This is a genomic window from Bacteroidota bacterium, assembly GCA_016715945.1.
In the GTDB taxonomy this organism is placed as follows: Bacteria; Bacteroidota; Bacteroidia; order Bacteroidales; family F082; genus JALNZU01.
This window is the reverse complement of the sequence record JADJXJ010000001.1, coordinates 338,333-352,583: the sequence shown is the minus strand read 5'-3', so window position 1 is coordinate 352,583 and position 14,251 is coordinate 338,333. Positions and strand designations below refer to the sequence as shown.

At 50.4% G+C, this 14,251-nt stretch carries 11 protein-coding genes, 1 tRNA gene and 1 pseudogene; 7 read left to right on the top strand and 6 right to left on the bottom strand.

Going from position 1 to position 14,251, the window contains the following annotated elements:
* Window position 1: 1 nt before the first annotated feature.
* Entirely contained in the window at window positions 2-1,228 is a 1,227-nt protein-coding gene (locus IPM52_01255) for a DUF1684 domain-containing protein (protein ID MBK9290251.1), read from the bottom strand.
* A gap of 57 nt (window positions 1,229-1,285) precedes the next feature.
* Here IPM52_01255 and pdxH point away from each other — a divergent pair, with 57 nt between their 5' ends.
* Window positions 1,286-1,915: a pyridoxamine 5'-phosphate oxidase gene (gene pdxH / locus IPM52_01250; protein MBK9290250.1), complete on the top strand. Its 630-nt coding sequence runs from the start codon at window positions 1,286-1,288 to the stop codon at window positions 1,913-1,915.
* A 4-nt stretch (window positions 1,916-1,919) separates the two neighbouring features.
* On the opposite strand, the gene IPM52_01245 is transcribed toward pdxH, so the two are convergent.
* On the bottom strand, window positions 1,920-2,177 hold the full coding sequence (locus tag IPM52_01245) for a DUF1858 domain-containing protein (protein MBK9290249.1): 258 nt from the start codon (window positions 2,175-2,177) through the stop codon (window positions 1,920-1,922).
* 113 nt (window positions 2,178-2,290) lie between these two features.
* Here IPM52_01245 and IPM52_01240 point away from each other — a divergent pair, with 113 nt between their 5' ends.
* Together IPM52_01240 and IPM52_01235 are read left to right on the top strand one after the other, a co-directional pair.
* Window positions 2,291-3,742: a sodium/proline symporter gene (locus IPM52_01240; protein ID MBK9290248.1), complete on the top strand. Its 1,452-nt coding sequence runs from the start codon at window positions 2,291-2,293 to the stop codon at window positions 3,740-3,742.
* A gap of 3 nt (window positions 3,743-3,745) precedes the next feature.
* Entirely contained in the window at window positions 3,746-4,348 is a 603-nt protein-coding gene (locus tag IPM52_01235) for a DNA-3-methyladenine glycosylase (protein MBK9290247.1), read from the top strand.
* Window positions 4,349-4,561: 213 nt separating this feature from the next.
* Here IPM52_01235 and IPM52_01230 read toward each other — a convergent pair.
* From IPM52_01230 to IPM52_01220, 3 genes and pseudogenes are all read right to left on the bottom strand, one after another.
* Window positions 4,562-6,074 (bottom strand): annotated as a pseudogene (locus tag IPM52_01230) (IS1634 family transposase).
* A 417-nt stretch (window positions 6,075-6,491) separates the two neighbouring features.
* Entirely contained in the window at window positions 6,492-7,691 is a 1,200-nt protein-coding gene (locus IPM52_01225; protein MBK9290246.1) for a pyridoxal phosphate-dependent aminotransferase, read from the bottom strand.
* An 81-nt stretch (window positions 7,692-7,772) separates the two neighbouring features.
* Window positions 7,773-8,228, bottom strand: coding sequence for a DUF1573 domain-containing protein (locus IPM52_01220; protein ID MBK9290245.1), 456 nt, complete (start codon window positions 8,226-8,228; stop codon window positions 7,773-7,775).
* Between the two features lie 164 nt (window positions 8,229-8,392).
* Between IPM52_01220 and IPM52_01215 the strand changes: the two genes are divergently transcribed.
* Both IPM52_01215 and IPM52_01210 read left to right on the top strand, forming a co-directional pair.
* Window positions 8,393-8,466 (top strand) — tRNA-Met (locus IPM52_01215).
* A gap of 110 nt (window positions 8,467-8,576) precedes the next feature.
* Entirely contained in the window at window positions 8,577-9,860 is a 1,284-nt protein-coding gene (locus IPM52_01210; GenBank protein MBK9290244.1) for a replication-associated recombination protein A, read from the top strand.
* Window positions 9,861-9,874: 14 nt separating this feature from the next.
* Here the strand turns inward: IPM52_01210 and IPM52_01205 are convergent, their stop codons facing one another.
* A complete protein-coding gene (locus IPM52_01205) occupies window positions 9,875-10,762 on the bottom strand; it encodes a polyphosphate kinase 2 family protein (protein MBK9290243.1) in 888 nt (295 codons plus the stop codon).
* Between the two features lie 138 nt (window positions 10,763-10,900).
* Between IPM52_01205 and IPM52_01200 the strand changes: the two genes are divergently transcribed.
* Together IPM52_01200 and IPM52_01195 are read left to right on the top strand one after the other, a co-directional pair.
* The gene (locus IPM52_01200; protein MBK9290242.1) at window positions 10,901-12,352 is read left to right on the top strand and encodes a potassium/proton antiporter; all 1,452 of its coding nucleotides are present in this window, start codon (window positions 10,901-10,903) and stop codon (window positions 12,350-12,352) included.
* 199 nt (window positions 12,353-12,551) lie between these two features.
* Complete coding sequence (locus IPM52_01195; GenBank protein ID MBK9290241.1) at window positions 12,552-14,228, top strand: hypothetical protein; 1,677 nt, start codon at window positions 12,552-12,554, stop codon at window positions 14,226-14,228.
* Window positions 14,229-14,251 lie beyond the last annotated feature (23 nt).

Here is a 14,251-nt window from a genome sequence, read left to right as displayed (position 1 = left end):
GCTATTTTAGGCTAAAGTTTTTCTCCCCCGCCCTGATGTGCACTTCAAGGCGGTTTTCATCGGGAGGAATCGGGCACGACCAGCGGTCGCTGTAGGCACAGTATGGATTGTAGGCCAGGTTGAAATCGATGGTCAGGCTGTCGCCTTCAGGCATATCCACATCCAGGTACCGGCCTCCGCCATAGGTTTCTTCGCCGTTGGTGAAATCTTTGAATGGCACAAATAGCTTCCGGTACCCGGGATTGGCCTGCAGGTAGTCGAAGTTTTGGAAGGCAGTGAGCCTCAACGAAGTATCGCCAATGGAAAAATAGATGTAGCCATACTTCCTGTAGAGTGGCAAACGGCTGGTGGTTGTAGGCATGCGAAAAGGCGCTTCTGAAGTATCGGTGGTGAAGGCTGCCCTGATCCTGTAGTTGATATCGGGATAGAAATAATCCAGGCCCTCAAATTTTGGCACCAGATCGGGAGGCAAGGGCGATTTTTCAGGGTCGGCGAATTCATTGTCTTTTCTAAGCCTTTGGGTGATAATTTCATCAATGTATCGCCCGAGAATGATCTGGTTCCGGTAGTGCTCCTCATCAGGAAAGAAAGCAAATGTGGTGTACCAGTAGCTGATCCATTCGGAAAAGACGGTGCGAAATCCCCGGCTGGTTTTGTACCATGTTTCGGGGTCGAAAGTGCGATCGGTGGCTACCAGCAGCCCGATTTTTGTGCCTTTGAACGCCTTTCGAAACATATTCCAGGAGCGGCGGGCATGGGCGCCCATGCTGTAGAGGTCGAAGGATTGTCCGGGAGGCAAGCCCCAGTCCTCGAAACGCATTTTCAGCGCCACCGCAGTGGCATAGGTACGGTCGCGGTAGATGGTTGAGGGAATGCTGACGGTGTAGATCGTATCGCGAAACATCATGCGCCGCATCGTCTCTGCCGAGGCATCCGCCATATTGGTATGCGGGGACGAATAAGTCCATTGCGTGATGGGTATTCCGGTGATGATCATTTTTTTGTATCCGTTGGCCCGGTAATACTCCATGGCCTCGCGCAATCCGTTGTCGGGGAGCCACCCCTCGACCACAAGGATATCCGACACAGGTTTGTGTGGCTTTGCCAGAAAGGGATAGATGGATTTTAGTTGCAGCCAGAATAAAAAGGCTAAAAGGATGAACAGCACAAGCCATCCCGTTGTTGTTGGCCAGTAAATGGTTCTGCGTTCGAAAAGCCGGAGTTTCATAAGATCGCAACAAGGCTACCAAGTTAATTAATTTTGCAGTCTTTAAAACAATAGATGATGAAGTTGCACCGGATGCGTAAACAATATGTCAAAGGCGAGCTCGACGATGCAGGTTTGCCCGATGATCCGCTGGTTTTATTCAGCCAGTGGTTTGAAGAAGCCGTGGCCACCCATGCCCACGAAGCCAATGCGGTGGTGCTGGCCACTGCTTCAGGCAATCAGCCTTCGGCCAGGGTGGTTCTGTTGAAAGAATTTGGCTCAGAGGGATTTGTGTTTTACACAAATTATGAAAGCCGGAAAGGGAAAGAACTCGCCGCCAACCCGCTTGCAGCCATGTTGTTCTATTGGCCAGAGCTGGAGCGACAAGTGCGCATCGAGGGGATAACCGAAAAGGTTTCCCGGGAACAATCGCGGGCTTACTTCGTCAGCCGGCCCGATGGCAGCCGGCTAAGCGCTATCGTTTCGCCGCAAAGCACGGCCATAGCTTCACGACTGGAGCTTGAAGCCCAGGCCGACGATTACCTTAAGTCAGGCAAACCATTGGACATGCCCGATTACTGGGGGGGCTACCTATTGAAACCCCGACGCATAGAGTTTTGGCAAGGGCGAGCCAACAGACTGCACGACAGGATGTTGTACGAAGTCAACGACCTCGGCCAATGGAAACGCACACGGCTGGCTCCTTAGCTCATCATACATCCAGCGGGTCGATGCTTATCTGCTTATCCGCCTGTTCAGATGTTTCCTGAGAGCCTGCAAGCTGGTTCAATTCGCTGACAAAGCGCGCGATGTCGGCATCACCATAGCCTTTTTCGCGGGCTGCTTCTTCGAGGGTGCCCCAGATGGGTTCGCCGCAGGCAATGCATTTGATGCCCTGCTGCATGAGGTAGCGCACCGAGTACGGATAGACGCGCACCAGTTCTTCAATTTCGATATCGGGACGGATCATGGCTTTTTTTCCGGATTTAATCAAAAATCCTGCCTTTAGGCAATGGCTGACAAGTTGGGAAAATTTGGGGTTTTTTATACTTTCGTCAGCCAAAGAAACTGACAAAACGGCTTATGGCACAACAGACACAACTTCTTGTGGTGATGCTTGCTTATCTGGGCATATTGATTGCCTGGGGCGTGTGGCAGGGTCGCAAGGTAAAAACCACCGGGGATTACACCATTGCAGGGCGGCGTTTGCCGGGCTGGGTGGCTGCGCTCTCGGAGCGGGCCACAGGCGAAAGCAGCTGGGCTTTGCTGGGCCTGCCCGGAGCGGCCTATGCGCTGGGGCTCGCCGAAATATGGACAGCCCTGGGTTGCGTTGCCGGCATCATCACTGCCTGGTGGCTGCTGGCGTGGCGGATCCGTGAAGCGGCCGACCAAAGCAGTTCGATAACCTTCTCGGAGTTTCTGGCCGTACGTTTTGGCAACATGGCCCCGCACATCAAACTGGTCTCGGCAGCCGCCATTGTCTTTTTCTTCTTTTTCTATGTAGGTGCGCAATTCCTGGGTGGAGGCAAAACTCTTTTCACCATGTTTGGCCTCGAAGCCCGCTGGGGGATGTTGATCACCGCTGCCATCATCGTTCCATATACCATTTATGGAGGGTTCCGGAGTGTGGTCTATACCGATGTCATTCAGGCCATGATTATGATTGTTGCCCTGGTGGCGGGGCCGATCACCGGACTAATCTACCTGAGCCGTCACCCCGAAACCTTTGCCGGCGGCATGATGGAAGCCCTAGAGCTTGCCGGTCCGCAATATACCTCGCTCACAGGCGGAGCCGAAGGATTTGCCGCCGGCCTTGTCATTGTCGGAGGGTTCAGCTGGTTTTTCGGCTATCTGGGCGGGCAACCCCAGCTGAGCATGCGTTTTATGGCCATCTCCGACCGCAATCAGGCCATACGCGCCCGCAATATCGGTATCGCCTGGACGATAGTGGCCTACATTGGCGCCCTTATGCTGGGATGGATCGGTTTGGCCATTTTCGGACCTGACACGCTGCACGACCGCGAAATGGTGATGCCCGCTGTGATGCTGAAGATTTTTCCCCCTGCCATTGCAGCCCTGCTGATCACCGGCGCGGTGGCTGCCATGATTTCCACCGCCGATTCGCTGCTGGTGCTCAGCGCCACCGAGTTTTCGGAAAACATCCTCAAACCTGCCCTCCACAAGCGAGGCATTAACATCAGCAACGGACTGGCTATCAACCGGCTGACCACCCTGACCCTGGCTGCTGTAGCGCTTGTGGTGGCTTATACCATTCAATCGAAACTAATCTTTTCCATCGTCAGCTATGTGTGGGCAGGCATAGGCGCCACATTTTCGGTGGTGGTGCTGCTGTCGTTTTTCTGGAAACGCTATCACGGGCTGGCTGCGCTGGTGACCATCGTCAGCGGTCTTGCCTTTACAATCATCTGGATCAGCTCGGGGTTGGACACCTTGCTCACTGCCCATTTGGTGAATTTTGTATTCACCCTGAGTGTTGGCGTGCTCAGCGCCCTTTTGTTGCCCAAACCACAGTAGAAGATGCATCTGGCGCAGCCGGGCATATTGCTCGACAAAAGTTTTTATTTATCGGACGACGTGGTGCATCAGGCACGCATGTTGCTCGGATGCAGACTTTTCAGCAAGGTTGACGGTATCCTGACCTCGGGCATTATCGTCGAAACCGAAGCCTACGCCGGCATAAACGACCGGGCATCGCACGCTTTTGGAGGCCGGTTTACTCCACGCACCAAAACCATGTACGAAGAAGGCGGATGCGCCTATGTGTATCTGTGCTACGGCATGTACGAGTTGTTCAATGTCGTAACCGGTCCGCAGGGCGTGCCCAACGCGGTACTCATCAGAGCCGTGCATCCGTTGGAAGGCCTGGATGTGATGATGCATCGCAGGGGTAAAAATCAAAAAAACGGGCTGGCCGACGGACCAGGCAAACTCAGCATCGCACTGGGTATCAGTCGCATGCACAATGCACAGCCACTCGACGGCACACTTATCGGGATATCAAAACACTTTCATCCTGAACCCGATGAAATAATCGTTACACCACGTATCGGGGTAGATTATGCAGGCGACGATGCCCGACTTCCTTACAGGTTCGTTTGGAATAGCCAGAGGCTAAAGTGACTTCAGCATACTGATGAAAGCAAAGCGGCAACCTGGTTGCAAATTATGAGATTTTGCCACAAAACCCAGGAAGCAAAGTTTATTGCACGAATACATATTGGTCATGCTGCCAGCCATCCTGTTCGCAATGGCTGAGTGACCACGGACTTATTGATTCTGTTCCGGGGGTTGCCTTATTGCGATAGCGGCAACAATCCTCCTGACTTCCGCAAATTAACACCCTATATCAAAGATTTGGGCCAGTTTCATTTGCTCTTCGGTCAGCAGTAGGATTTTCTTGATTTTTTCTTTTTGTTTTGGGGTGGTAATTTCGATTTCGTAAATGCTTTGTGCGATTTCAATTACTTTTTCTGCTGAGAGATCTGAACATTTCTCTTTTAACTGTCTTTCAAGCTCTTTGAAAACTTTATATGCCACAAAATTCAGGCAGATGTGTGCTTCAATCCTTCTTTGCTTATAGTGGAAGATTGGTCTGATTTTCAGATCTGTTTTAGCAATTCTGAAAGCACGCTCAATTAGCCACAGTTGGTTGTAGTTTTCAAGTATTTCCTCTTTGGGCAGGGTAGAATTGGTCAAGTATCCCTTTAAGCCATCCCATCTTTGGTCTTGCTGTATCTTTTGCTGATCAATGCGAACTTGAACTTGCCCATCTATTTCCAGGAATTTGTTGTAGCCTCGATTGTTGATAGCTGCTTTTGTAAGCCTGCCTGTCTTGATTGCTTTTTCTAATCGTTTAAGCCCCTTTTCCCGGTTGTATTTATCTTTTCTGCTCTTTGATGGGAGTAGTTGACTAAAAGCCTGAACCCTTCTTTCTCAATGACTATTGTGTCACCATCATTAAAAGTATGGCTGCAGATCTTTTCTTTTATCCACTGAGCTTCATTTTTGATCCTTGCTCCTAAAATAAAATCATGTCCGTTGACTGTAAGCTCTTCAATGTTAGATTGCGACAGCAAACCTGAATCAGCTACAACAGTCAGTTTTTCGATGTTATACTTTTGCTTGAACCCATTGATAACGGGTAACATGGTATGCCCTTCGAATTTTTTTCCATCAAAAACATCGTAAGCCAAAGGATAGCCTCCTTGACGACAAGCAGCCCTAAAACAATTTGTGGATTTTGATGCCTTCCTTCTTTCGAAAATCCCGTGCGCCGAAAATCATCTTCACCGTCGGTCTCAAAATAAATCGTCGTTACATCATAAAACACCACTTGAACCCTTTGGGCAAGTATACGCATCGTGTGCTTATAGCTGATTTGCTGAACAAGCTCCTTCTGAGTGTTATAAAGCTTGTCCATGTATCGATAAATATTGTCCTCCGAAATGGATTTCTGGGCATACCGGTAAAGGTATTCTGTTGTCTTTAATTTACTCCTGGGATAAACCAACCTGTACAAAACCAAGTATTTAAACAACGGATCAATGACCTGATTAAAACCAATCTCATCAAATATCTTTCCCAGAATCAGATCGATACCAACAAGCTTGTGGGATGTGATAGCGTCGAGCAGACCCGCATAAACGGCTCTCTCCTGGTCAAAGTCAAACTCCGCTAACGACTGATACTCTTTAATCCATTGTTGAGCCCGTCTTACCAGAGCCTCTAAAGCATCCTCATCAGTGGCAGCCCCAAAACTCTTCCTAACTTTATACTTGCGGTTGAGCTTCTCAACTACTTGTACATAGATCCTGCCGCTTTTATGCTTTAGCTTCCTGACAAACACCCGCAAATATCATAACAAAAACCAAATTAACACCCAAAATTCCAAACACCCAATTTTTAAAACACAGACATACAACAACTTACAATGCAAAATTCAAAAATTCAAAAAAGTCTGCGGAAGTCAGGAAATAATCGTTACACCACGTATCGGGGTAGATTATGCAGGCGACGATGCCCGACTTCCTTACAGGTTCGTTTGGAATAGCCAGAGGCTAAAGTGACTTCAGCATACTGATGAAAGCAAAGCGGCAACCTGGTTGCAAATTATGAGATTTTGCCACAAAACCCAGGAAGCAAAGTTTATTGCACGAATACATATTGGTCATGCTGCCAGCCATCCTGTTCGCAATGGCTGAGTGACCACGGACTTATTGATTCTGTTCCGGGGGTTGCCTTATTGCGATAGCGGCAACAATCCTCAGTTCGTCTTTCCGGGATAAACTTTCAGGGCATGTTCCAGTGCATCCATTGCCCTTGCCAGGTCGGTGGTATTGAGCACATAGCTGATGCGCACTTCATCCTTTCCGCGACCGGGGGTGGAATAAAAGCCACTGGCAGGTGCCAGCATGACCGTTTGATTTTCGAAGGCGAAATCTTCGAGCAGCCATTGGCAGAAACGGTCGCTGTCGTCGATGGGCAAACGGGCTACCACATAAAATGCACCTTTGGGGTTGGGGCAAAACGCGCCATCCATTTTGTTGATACGTTCAACTACGAGGTTGCGACGGTGGAGGTATTCTTCGAGCACTTCTTCGAAATAAGTCTCCGGCGTGTCGATGGCGGCTTCGGCGGCTATTTGCCCGAAGCTGGGCGGACTGAGGCGGGCCTGTGCAAACTTGAGTGCCGTCTGCATCACCTCTTTGTTCCTGGAGATCATCCATCCTACGCGCACGCCACAGGCGCTGTAGCGCTTCGAAACCGAATCGATCAGAATGACGTTCTGCTCAATGCCTTTGAGGTGCATGCAGGAATGGTGTTTGTGGCCATCGTAGCAAAACTCACGGTACACTTCATCGGCAATAAGATACAGGTCGTATTTGATGACCAGCTGCCTGAGCACTTCCAGTTCCTCCTCCGAATAGAGGTATCCGGTGGGATTGTTCGGGTTACAAACCAGAATGGCCTTGGTTCGCGGGGTGATCGACTTCTCGAAGTCGGCAATTGGCGGAAGCGCAAAGCCGGAATCAATGTCTGAGGGGATAGGTATCACTTTTACACCCGCATTGATGGCAAAGCCGTTGTAGTTGGCGTAGAATGGTTCGGGTATGATGACTTCGTCGCCGGGATCCATGATGGTTTGAAAAGCAAAAAGCAGGGCTTCGGAGGCTCCGGCGCCGATGATGATTTCGTCGGGACTGACGAAGATGTTATGCTTTTCGTAATACCTTGCCAGCTTGGCCCTGTAGGAAGCAATGCCAGCCGAATGGCTGTATTCGATCACCTTGCCATCGTAGTTGCGGATGGCCTGCAAGGCAACTTCCGGCGTATGGATGTCGGGCTGGCCTATGTTGAGGTGATACACTCTGATGCCGCGTTTTTTGGCGGCTTCGGCATAAGGAACAAGCTTGCGGATGGGCGATTCGGGCATTTGGCGGCCCTTTTGCGAGATCGTTGGCATGGCGCTGGTTTTGTTTTGTCTGGTTCGATTTTATATAAAACGACCGGCTTGCTGAGGGCCGGTCGTTTTCGATTTCATTTTTTATCTGCCCCCGGGGTTCTGACCCACGGCGCTGGTCTTTTCAGGAAGATTCTCGGCAGGCTTGTCCACTACATTTCCGCGTATGGTCAGCACAACAGAATTGTTCGTCTTGGCATTGGAGAGAATGGTCACCGTTTTGGTGAAGTTACCACGTATTGCGGTGTTGTAGGTGACTTTGATCTTTTCTTTTTCGCCCGGCAAAATGGGTTTGCGTGGCCAGTCGGGTACCGTGCATCCACAGGAGGAGCGCGGCTGACTCAGAATGAGGGGTTCGTTGCCGGTGTTTGTGAACTCAAATTCGTAACTTCCGTCGGAGCCAACGAAAATGGTTCCATAATCGTGTACCAGCTTGGTGAAGGTTATTTCGGGGCCGTTGGTGGTCGGGGCAGTAGCGGGCTGCTGGGCCATCAGGGTGCCGGCTCCAAGCAAAAGCATGAGAAAAAACAGCTTTTTCATGGCCAAAAAGTTTGATGTTGATGCCTGCAAAATTAACCAAATTGGTATGCTGCAGCGCAAAATGATGTTAAAAAGTTAACAGCTTTAGAGGTGCAAAAACCGAAATTTTACCAGAGGGGTATTGTTTCACAAACAACAAAAATTGTATTTTTGCACTCCCAAACGGCGAGATAGCTCAGTTGGTCAGAGCGTCGGATTCATAACCCGGAGGTCGCGAGTTCAATTCTCGCTCTCGCTACGACAACCGCCCAAGCAGGCGGTTTTTTTTTTTCAGACCTGTATTGCCCAGCCTGAATCAGGCGCGCACCGGCGATTGCTTACCTTTGTCAGGAAAAGCACATGACACCCATGTCAGCAAACATGCCTTTGGCCGAACGGCTCCGGCCAACGAGTCTGGAAGAGTATGTCGGTCAGGAACATCTTGTGGGCGAAAATGCCATACTGCGGCAAGCGATGCAGAGTGGCCGCATACCGAGCCTCATTCTTTGGGGGCCTCCGGGTGTGGGCAAAACCACCCTTGCCTTGCTGATCGCCCAGCAGCTCGAACGTCAGTTTTTTACCCTCAGCGCTGTGACCTCCGGCGTTAAAGAGGTGCGCGAGGTGATTGAAAAGGCCAGGCTGCTGCACCGCCCTCCTATATTATTTATTGACGAAATCCATCGGTTCAGCAAATCGCAGCAGGACTCGCTGCTGGGCGCAGTTGAAAAGGGCTACATCACCCTGATCGGTGCTACCACCGAGAATCCCAGCTTTGAAGTTATCGCGCCCCTGCTCTCCCGCTGCCAGGTGTACGTGCTGAAGCCGCTCGAAATGAATCATCTGGAAACGCTGACTTCAAGGGCTCTGGCGGTGCTTGAAAAAGAAACAGGCTGCAACATTGAGTTTGCTGCCATGGATGCGCTGATGCAGATCAGTGGAGGCGATGCCCGCAAGCTGCTCAATGCCCTCGAACTTGCCGTGGAACTCCATCCCGAGGCCAGATCGGGCAGCAAAACCCTGCACATTACCAACGATCTGCTGAAAAAGCTGATACAGAACAACCTGACCCGCTACGATAAAAAAGGCGAGATGCACTACGACATCATCTCGGCCTTTATCAAATCGATGCGAGGCAGCGACCCCAATGCCGCTGTGTATTACCTGGCCCGCATGGTTGAAGCCGGCGAAGACCCGTTGTTCATTGCGCGGCGCATGCTCATCCTGGCCTCGGAAGACATCGGCAACGCCAACCCCAATGCCCTGCTGCTGGCCAACGCATGCTTTGACGCCGTGAATAAAATAGGCTGGCCCGAGAGCCGCATCATCCTATCGCAGACAGCCATCTACCTGGCCTGCTCACCCAAGAGTAATGCAAGCTATGTTGCAATCAACAAAGCTCAGGATCTAGTGCGCAAATACGGCGACCTGAGTGTACCCCTTGCACTTCGCAACGCGCCCACCCGACTGATGGACGAGCTGGGCTATGGGCAGGGATACAAATACGCCCACGACTTCAGCGATAACTTTGCTGAAATGGAGATGCTGCCCGATGCCATTGCCGGCACACGGCTGTATGAGCCTGGCAACAACAGCCGGGAACAAGAGTTGCGCCTGAGGCTGCAAAAACTCTGGAGGGAAAAATACGGTTACTGAGTTGGCTCCGGTTTCTATTCCTGCATCAGCACATTGCGGTAGGTGACCAGTTTCAGCTTTTCGGCCTCGGGCAATTCCGGATATTGCAGTTCGAGCTCACCAAAGCGATTCAGGAGCACATTGCTCACAGCATAGCGCATAAACCATTTGCGATCGGCCGGAATCACATACCAGGGCGCATAACCGGTGGATGTATGTGCCAACATCTCGCTGTAGGCGTGCATGTATTTATCCCAGTGACGGCGCTCCTCCAGGTCGCCAGCCTCAAATTTCCAGTTGCGCGCCGGGTCGTCGAGTCTCCGCAAGAAGCGTCTTTTCTGTTGGTCTTTTGAGATGTTCAGGAAGAACTTGATGATGACCGTGCCGTTTTCGGTGAGATGCCGTTCGATGTCGTTGATCTGTCGGAATCGCTGCTGCCAGAAATTTTCATCAAAATCGTCGGCAGATTGATATCCGGGAATGCGCTGACGCAACAAAAACCCGGGATGAACGCGGGTGACCAGTACCTCCTCGTAGTACGACCTGTTGAAAATTACTACCTGACCTTTGGCCGGAAAGCATTTGTAGGTGCGCCAGAAATAATCATGGGCCACTTCTTCAGGCGTGGGGGCCTTAAAACTGAAAACCTGGGTGCCCTGCGGGTTGAATCCCGACATCACGTGCTTGATGGTACCATCCTTGCCAGCCGCATCCATGGCCTGAAAAACAACGAGCACTGCATAACGGGCAGAAGCATAAAGCATGTCCTGCATGCGCGCCAGCATTTCGATATTACCCTCCAACGCCCTGGCAGCATTGTCCTTGTTGCCGATGGCCGAAACCCAATCGCAGGCAAAATGATTGACATTCAGGCTGCTGCCTGGCTGGTAAAAAATATGAGGATCTTTTGCAAGGTTTTCCATGAAGGAAATTTTGGCAGCAAATTAGGAATTTATCGATGTATTTTACCCCGTCTATCTGCCAGAACAACAATTCTTATATTTGATGATTTTAGATACCGCGAAAAGCAAAGCACCCTTATCCACAATCCAACTGAGTAAATGACCACAGAGAGCATCCTTTTAATTTCGTCCATTTTGCTGTTGATCAGCTTGTTGGCCGCCAACCGCGCCTTTCGCTACGGCATCCCTACCCTCTTGCTGTTTCTGGCGGTAGGTATGCTGGCAGGTTCGGAGGGCATAGGCGGAATTTATTTTGATAGTCCGGTGCTTGCACAATTCATCGGCGTAGTCTCCCTCAATTTCATCCTGTTTTCCGGTGGACTCGACACCCGCTGGGAGCGCATCCGGCCGGTGCTCTGGCCGGGAGTGGCGCTATCAACAGCCGGAGTTTTGCTCACCGCGCTCAGCCTCGGCACCTTTGTTTGGTGGCTCACCAAGCTGAGTTTTTTCGAAAGCATGCTGCTTGCTTCCATTGTTTCATCCACCGATGCTGCTGCCGTATTCTCGATCCTTCGTTCAAAAAGTCTTCGTTTGAAAGGACGCTTGCGTCCGCTGCTGGAGCTCGAAAGTGGCAGCAACGACCCGATGGCGTATGTGCTTACGATTACTTTCCTGGGTCTGGTGGTCAATCAGCACGAGTCCCCGGGACGACAATTTATTCTGTTTTTTCAGCAAATGAGTCTCGGTGCAATCCTGGGTTATTTCGCAGGACGGTTTAGCCCACGCCTGATCAACAGGATGAACCTGGGTTTCGAAGGGCTGTATCCTGTGCTGAGCATCGCCCTGATGCTGCTTATTTTTTCATTAACATCCATCGTGGGAGGAAACGGATTTTTAGCCATCTATATCGCAGCTGTCATGATTTCGAATGTAGAGCTGATCCACAAAAAGACCATCATCAAGGTGTTTGACGGACTGGCATGGCTGATGCAGATTGTTTTGTTTCTGACGCTCGGGCTGTTGGTTTTCCCCAGCCACGTGTTACCCGTGCTGGGATTGGGTGTCTTGATTGCTGCCTTTCAGATTTTTGTGTCGCGGCCACTGGGTGTATTTTTGAGTCTGATACCATTCAGGATGCCGGTGCGCGAGATTGGATTCATCTCCTGGGTGGGATTGCGTGGCGCAGTGCCTATCGTGTTTGCCACATTCCCGCTCATCGCCGGAATTGACAAATCGGACCTGATTTTCAATATAGTGTTTGCAGTGTCGGTCGTATCGGTGCTGCTTCAGGGCACAACCATACCTGCTGCGGCCAGGTTGTTTGGGGTGATTGATTCTGCTACCGAGGCATCCCCCTCTAATCTGAGCGATATTCTCGAGGAGCATCCCAAGACCCTCATGCACGAGATGCAGATTTTACCAGGTTCGGGAGCTGCCGGAAAAAAACTGCTCGAACTCAGCTTTCCTGAGAACGCCCTGATTGCAATGGTGAGGCGGAACAATCAATATTTTATACCTGGTGGTTCCACCATTCTTGAGGTTGGCGACACCTTGATTTTATTGGCCTCGGATGAAACAAACATGGAAGAGGCAAAACGAATTCTGGAATGAGGAGAGGTCAGGTTGTTTGGCGCCTGGTGGATTTTATTTGTTGAACCTTTATACGTGCCAATTTGCCGCACCTGACGGGGATGAGTACGTTGGGTATTTCACATCATTTGTGACCAATACCATACAAATACGTCTTTTACCGTAGGTAGAACAAGTGAAGCTGAATGTACTTTTGGCCCAAACCTAATAATACCCAAACATGAAGAGAACCCTCAAAATGATGTCATTGGCTTTGATGGCCATGATATTGTCGTTCGCCGGCAAACTGTCTTTTGCACAGACCATCCTAAAAGAGACCATCTTTGACCCCTCGGGCAAGGCAAACATCGTCAACCTGCAGGATGTAGTAGTTGACCGCGAGAATAAAGAAATCAGATTGATTTTCATGACCAAGCAGACAAGCCGAAAGCTAAAAGGCGAGTTGCTCACATTCGACATGGACTTCAACCTCAAGAACAGCGAGCAGTTTGAGGAAGAACTTGAAAGGATGCGAACCCGTTTTGGATTTTCGCTTAATTTCTGCCCCGAATCTCGAGAACCCCTGCTTACACTGGAAGCCAACAACTTCACCGGCCAGGCAGTTTTCAAACGCGGATATATTGATCGCTACTTTAACTGGGAAACCGGCTGGTGCGACGATCGTTTCAAGATTGAAGAACGTGTGAGGCCGCGGGGCGACGATGGCGAAAAGATCAAGCTTGTGGCATGGTGGACAATCAATGATGTAAAGAAATATCAGGCTTTGCGCAGCAATGTAAAATACAGTTATCAAGGTGGCGGCGTTACCAAGGTCACCTACTCCCAGTCGCGTCAGGGAAGGGTGCGCGATTTGGCCTCGGCCAAAGACGGCGATGCAGTGCTGATAGGGCTTGTGGCTGAGAAAGGCCTGGTGAAAGAAAATCTGGGTAAGAATTATACCGTGCAGAAATTCAGTGCCGACAAACTTGAGAAACTGGCAGAATCGGCCATTAACTTTCCCGTAATCGCCTCTCCGCAAGCCAACTACCTGCTCGAAAGCGGCAATATGGCCCTGATATTTTATCGCGAAGACGGCAAATACGAATACATCGAGGTGAATTACGACGCCCAGGTGGAGCGCAGATTTGAGGTCAATTCTCCGATACCACAACGTTGGCTTGTGTTGGGTGCAAAAGAGGAAGGCGATGCCGTTTATGTACACGGACTGGTATCAACCAAAAAATATGACAAGCAACTCTATGGCGAGGTGAGTATGATTCATATGCAGAGCGCCACACAGGAGACGTTGCTCAACGGTAAGACATCGGGCTATATGCTGATGAAAGTAACCGACAAAGGAGTGGAATGGATCAAACATTCCAGCCTGGCGGAATTCAAAGCAAAATCAGCTTCGCCCGATGGCGAAAAATCCAAACCCTATGCGGGTGGGAGAGTTGCAATAAAAGAACTCTATGTGAATCCACAGGGTGAGTTGCTCGTGGCTGGCCAGCTTCGCACCGGAAAAGGAGAGTTTCGCGATGTTACCTTCTTCCATTTTAGCCCGCAAGGCGACCTGCTGCGAAGCTATACCTCCGCCCTGCGCGACAAAAACAGCTACAATAAGCTGACTCCCACCGAACATGCATTCATCAGCACCGAAAATGCCACTTACTGGACCGTGTTTGAAGTGGCCGGTGCAAAAAAGAGCGGTACCACAGCCCGTACACTCTATTATCCCCGCATCGCCACCGTGAAACCCAACGGAGCCGGGGTGAACAAGTTCAAAGACATAGGCGAAAGAAAATTCTACCTCGACGACAAATACCCGGTCAACTGGATCGAGGGCAACACCTTCTTTTTCCTCGGCGCTACGAGAAACGGGAAAAACCTCTGGTTTAATAAGATCCATTTCGATTGATGGCCGACTAAAATGCACATTTT

Bases quoted from the DNA above. Each gene is read 5' to 3' on its own strand.
- IPM52_01255 (MBK9290251.1), bottom strand. From the start codon at position 1,228: ATGAAACTCCGGCTTTTCGAACGCAGAACCATTTACTGGCCAACAACA.
- pdxH (MBK9290250.1), top strand. From the start codon at position 1,286: ATGAAGTTGCACCGGATGCGTAAACAATATGTCAAAGGCGAGCTCGAC.
- IPM52_01245 (MBK9290249.1), bottom strand. From the start codon at position 2,177: ATGATCCGTCCCGATATCGAAATTGAAGAACTGGTGCGCGTCTATCCG.
- IPM52_01240 (MBK9290248.1), top strand. From the start codon at position 2,291: ATGGCACAACAGACACAACTTCTTGTGGTGATGCTTGCTTATCTGGGC.
- IPM52_01235 (MBK9290247.1), top strand. From the start codon at position 3,746: ATGCATCTGGCGCAGCCGGGCATATTGCTCGACAAAAGTTTTTATTTA.
- IPM52_01225 (MBK9290246.1), bottom strand. From the start codon at position 7,691: ATGCCAACGATCTCGCAAAAGGGCCGCCAAATGCCCGAATCGCCCATC.
- IPM52_01220 (MBK9290245.1), bottom strand. From the start codon at position 8,228: ATGAAAAAGCTGTTTTTTCTCATGCTTTTGCTTGGAGCCGGCACCCTG.
- IPM52_01210 (MBK9290244.1), top strand. From the start codon at position 8,577: ATGTCAGCAAACATGCCTTTGGCCGAACGGCTCCGGCCAACGAGTCTG.
- IPM52_01205 (MBK9290243.1), bottom strand. From the start codon at position 10,762: ATGGAAAACCTTGCAAAAGATCCTCATATTTTTTACCAGCCAGGCAGC.
- IPM52_01200 (MBK9290242.1), top strand. From the start codon at position 10,901: ATGACCACAGAGAGCATCCTTTTAATTTCGTCCATTTTGCTGTTGATC.
- IPM52_01195 (MBK9290241.1), top strand. From the start codon at position 12,552: ATGAAGAGAACCCTCAAAATGATGTCATTGGCTTTGATGGCCATGATA.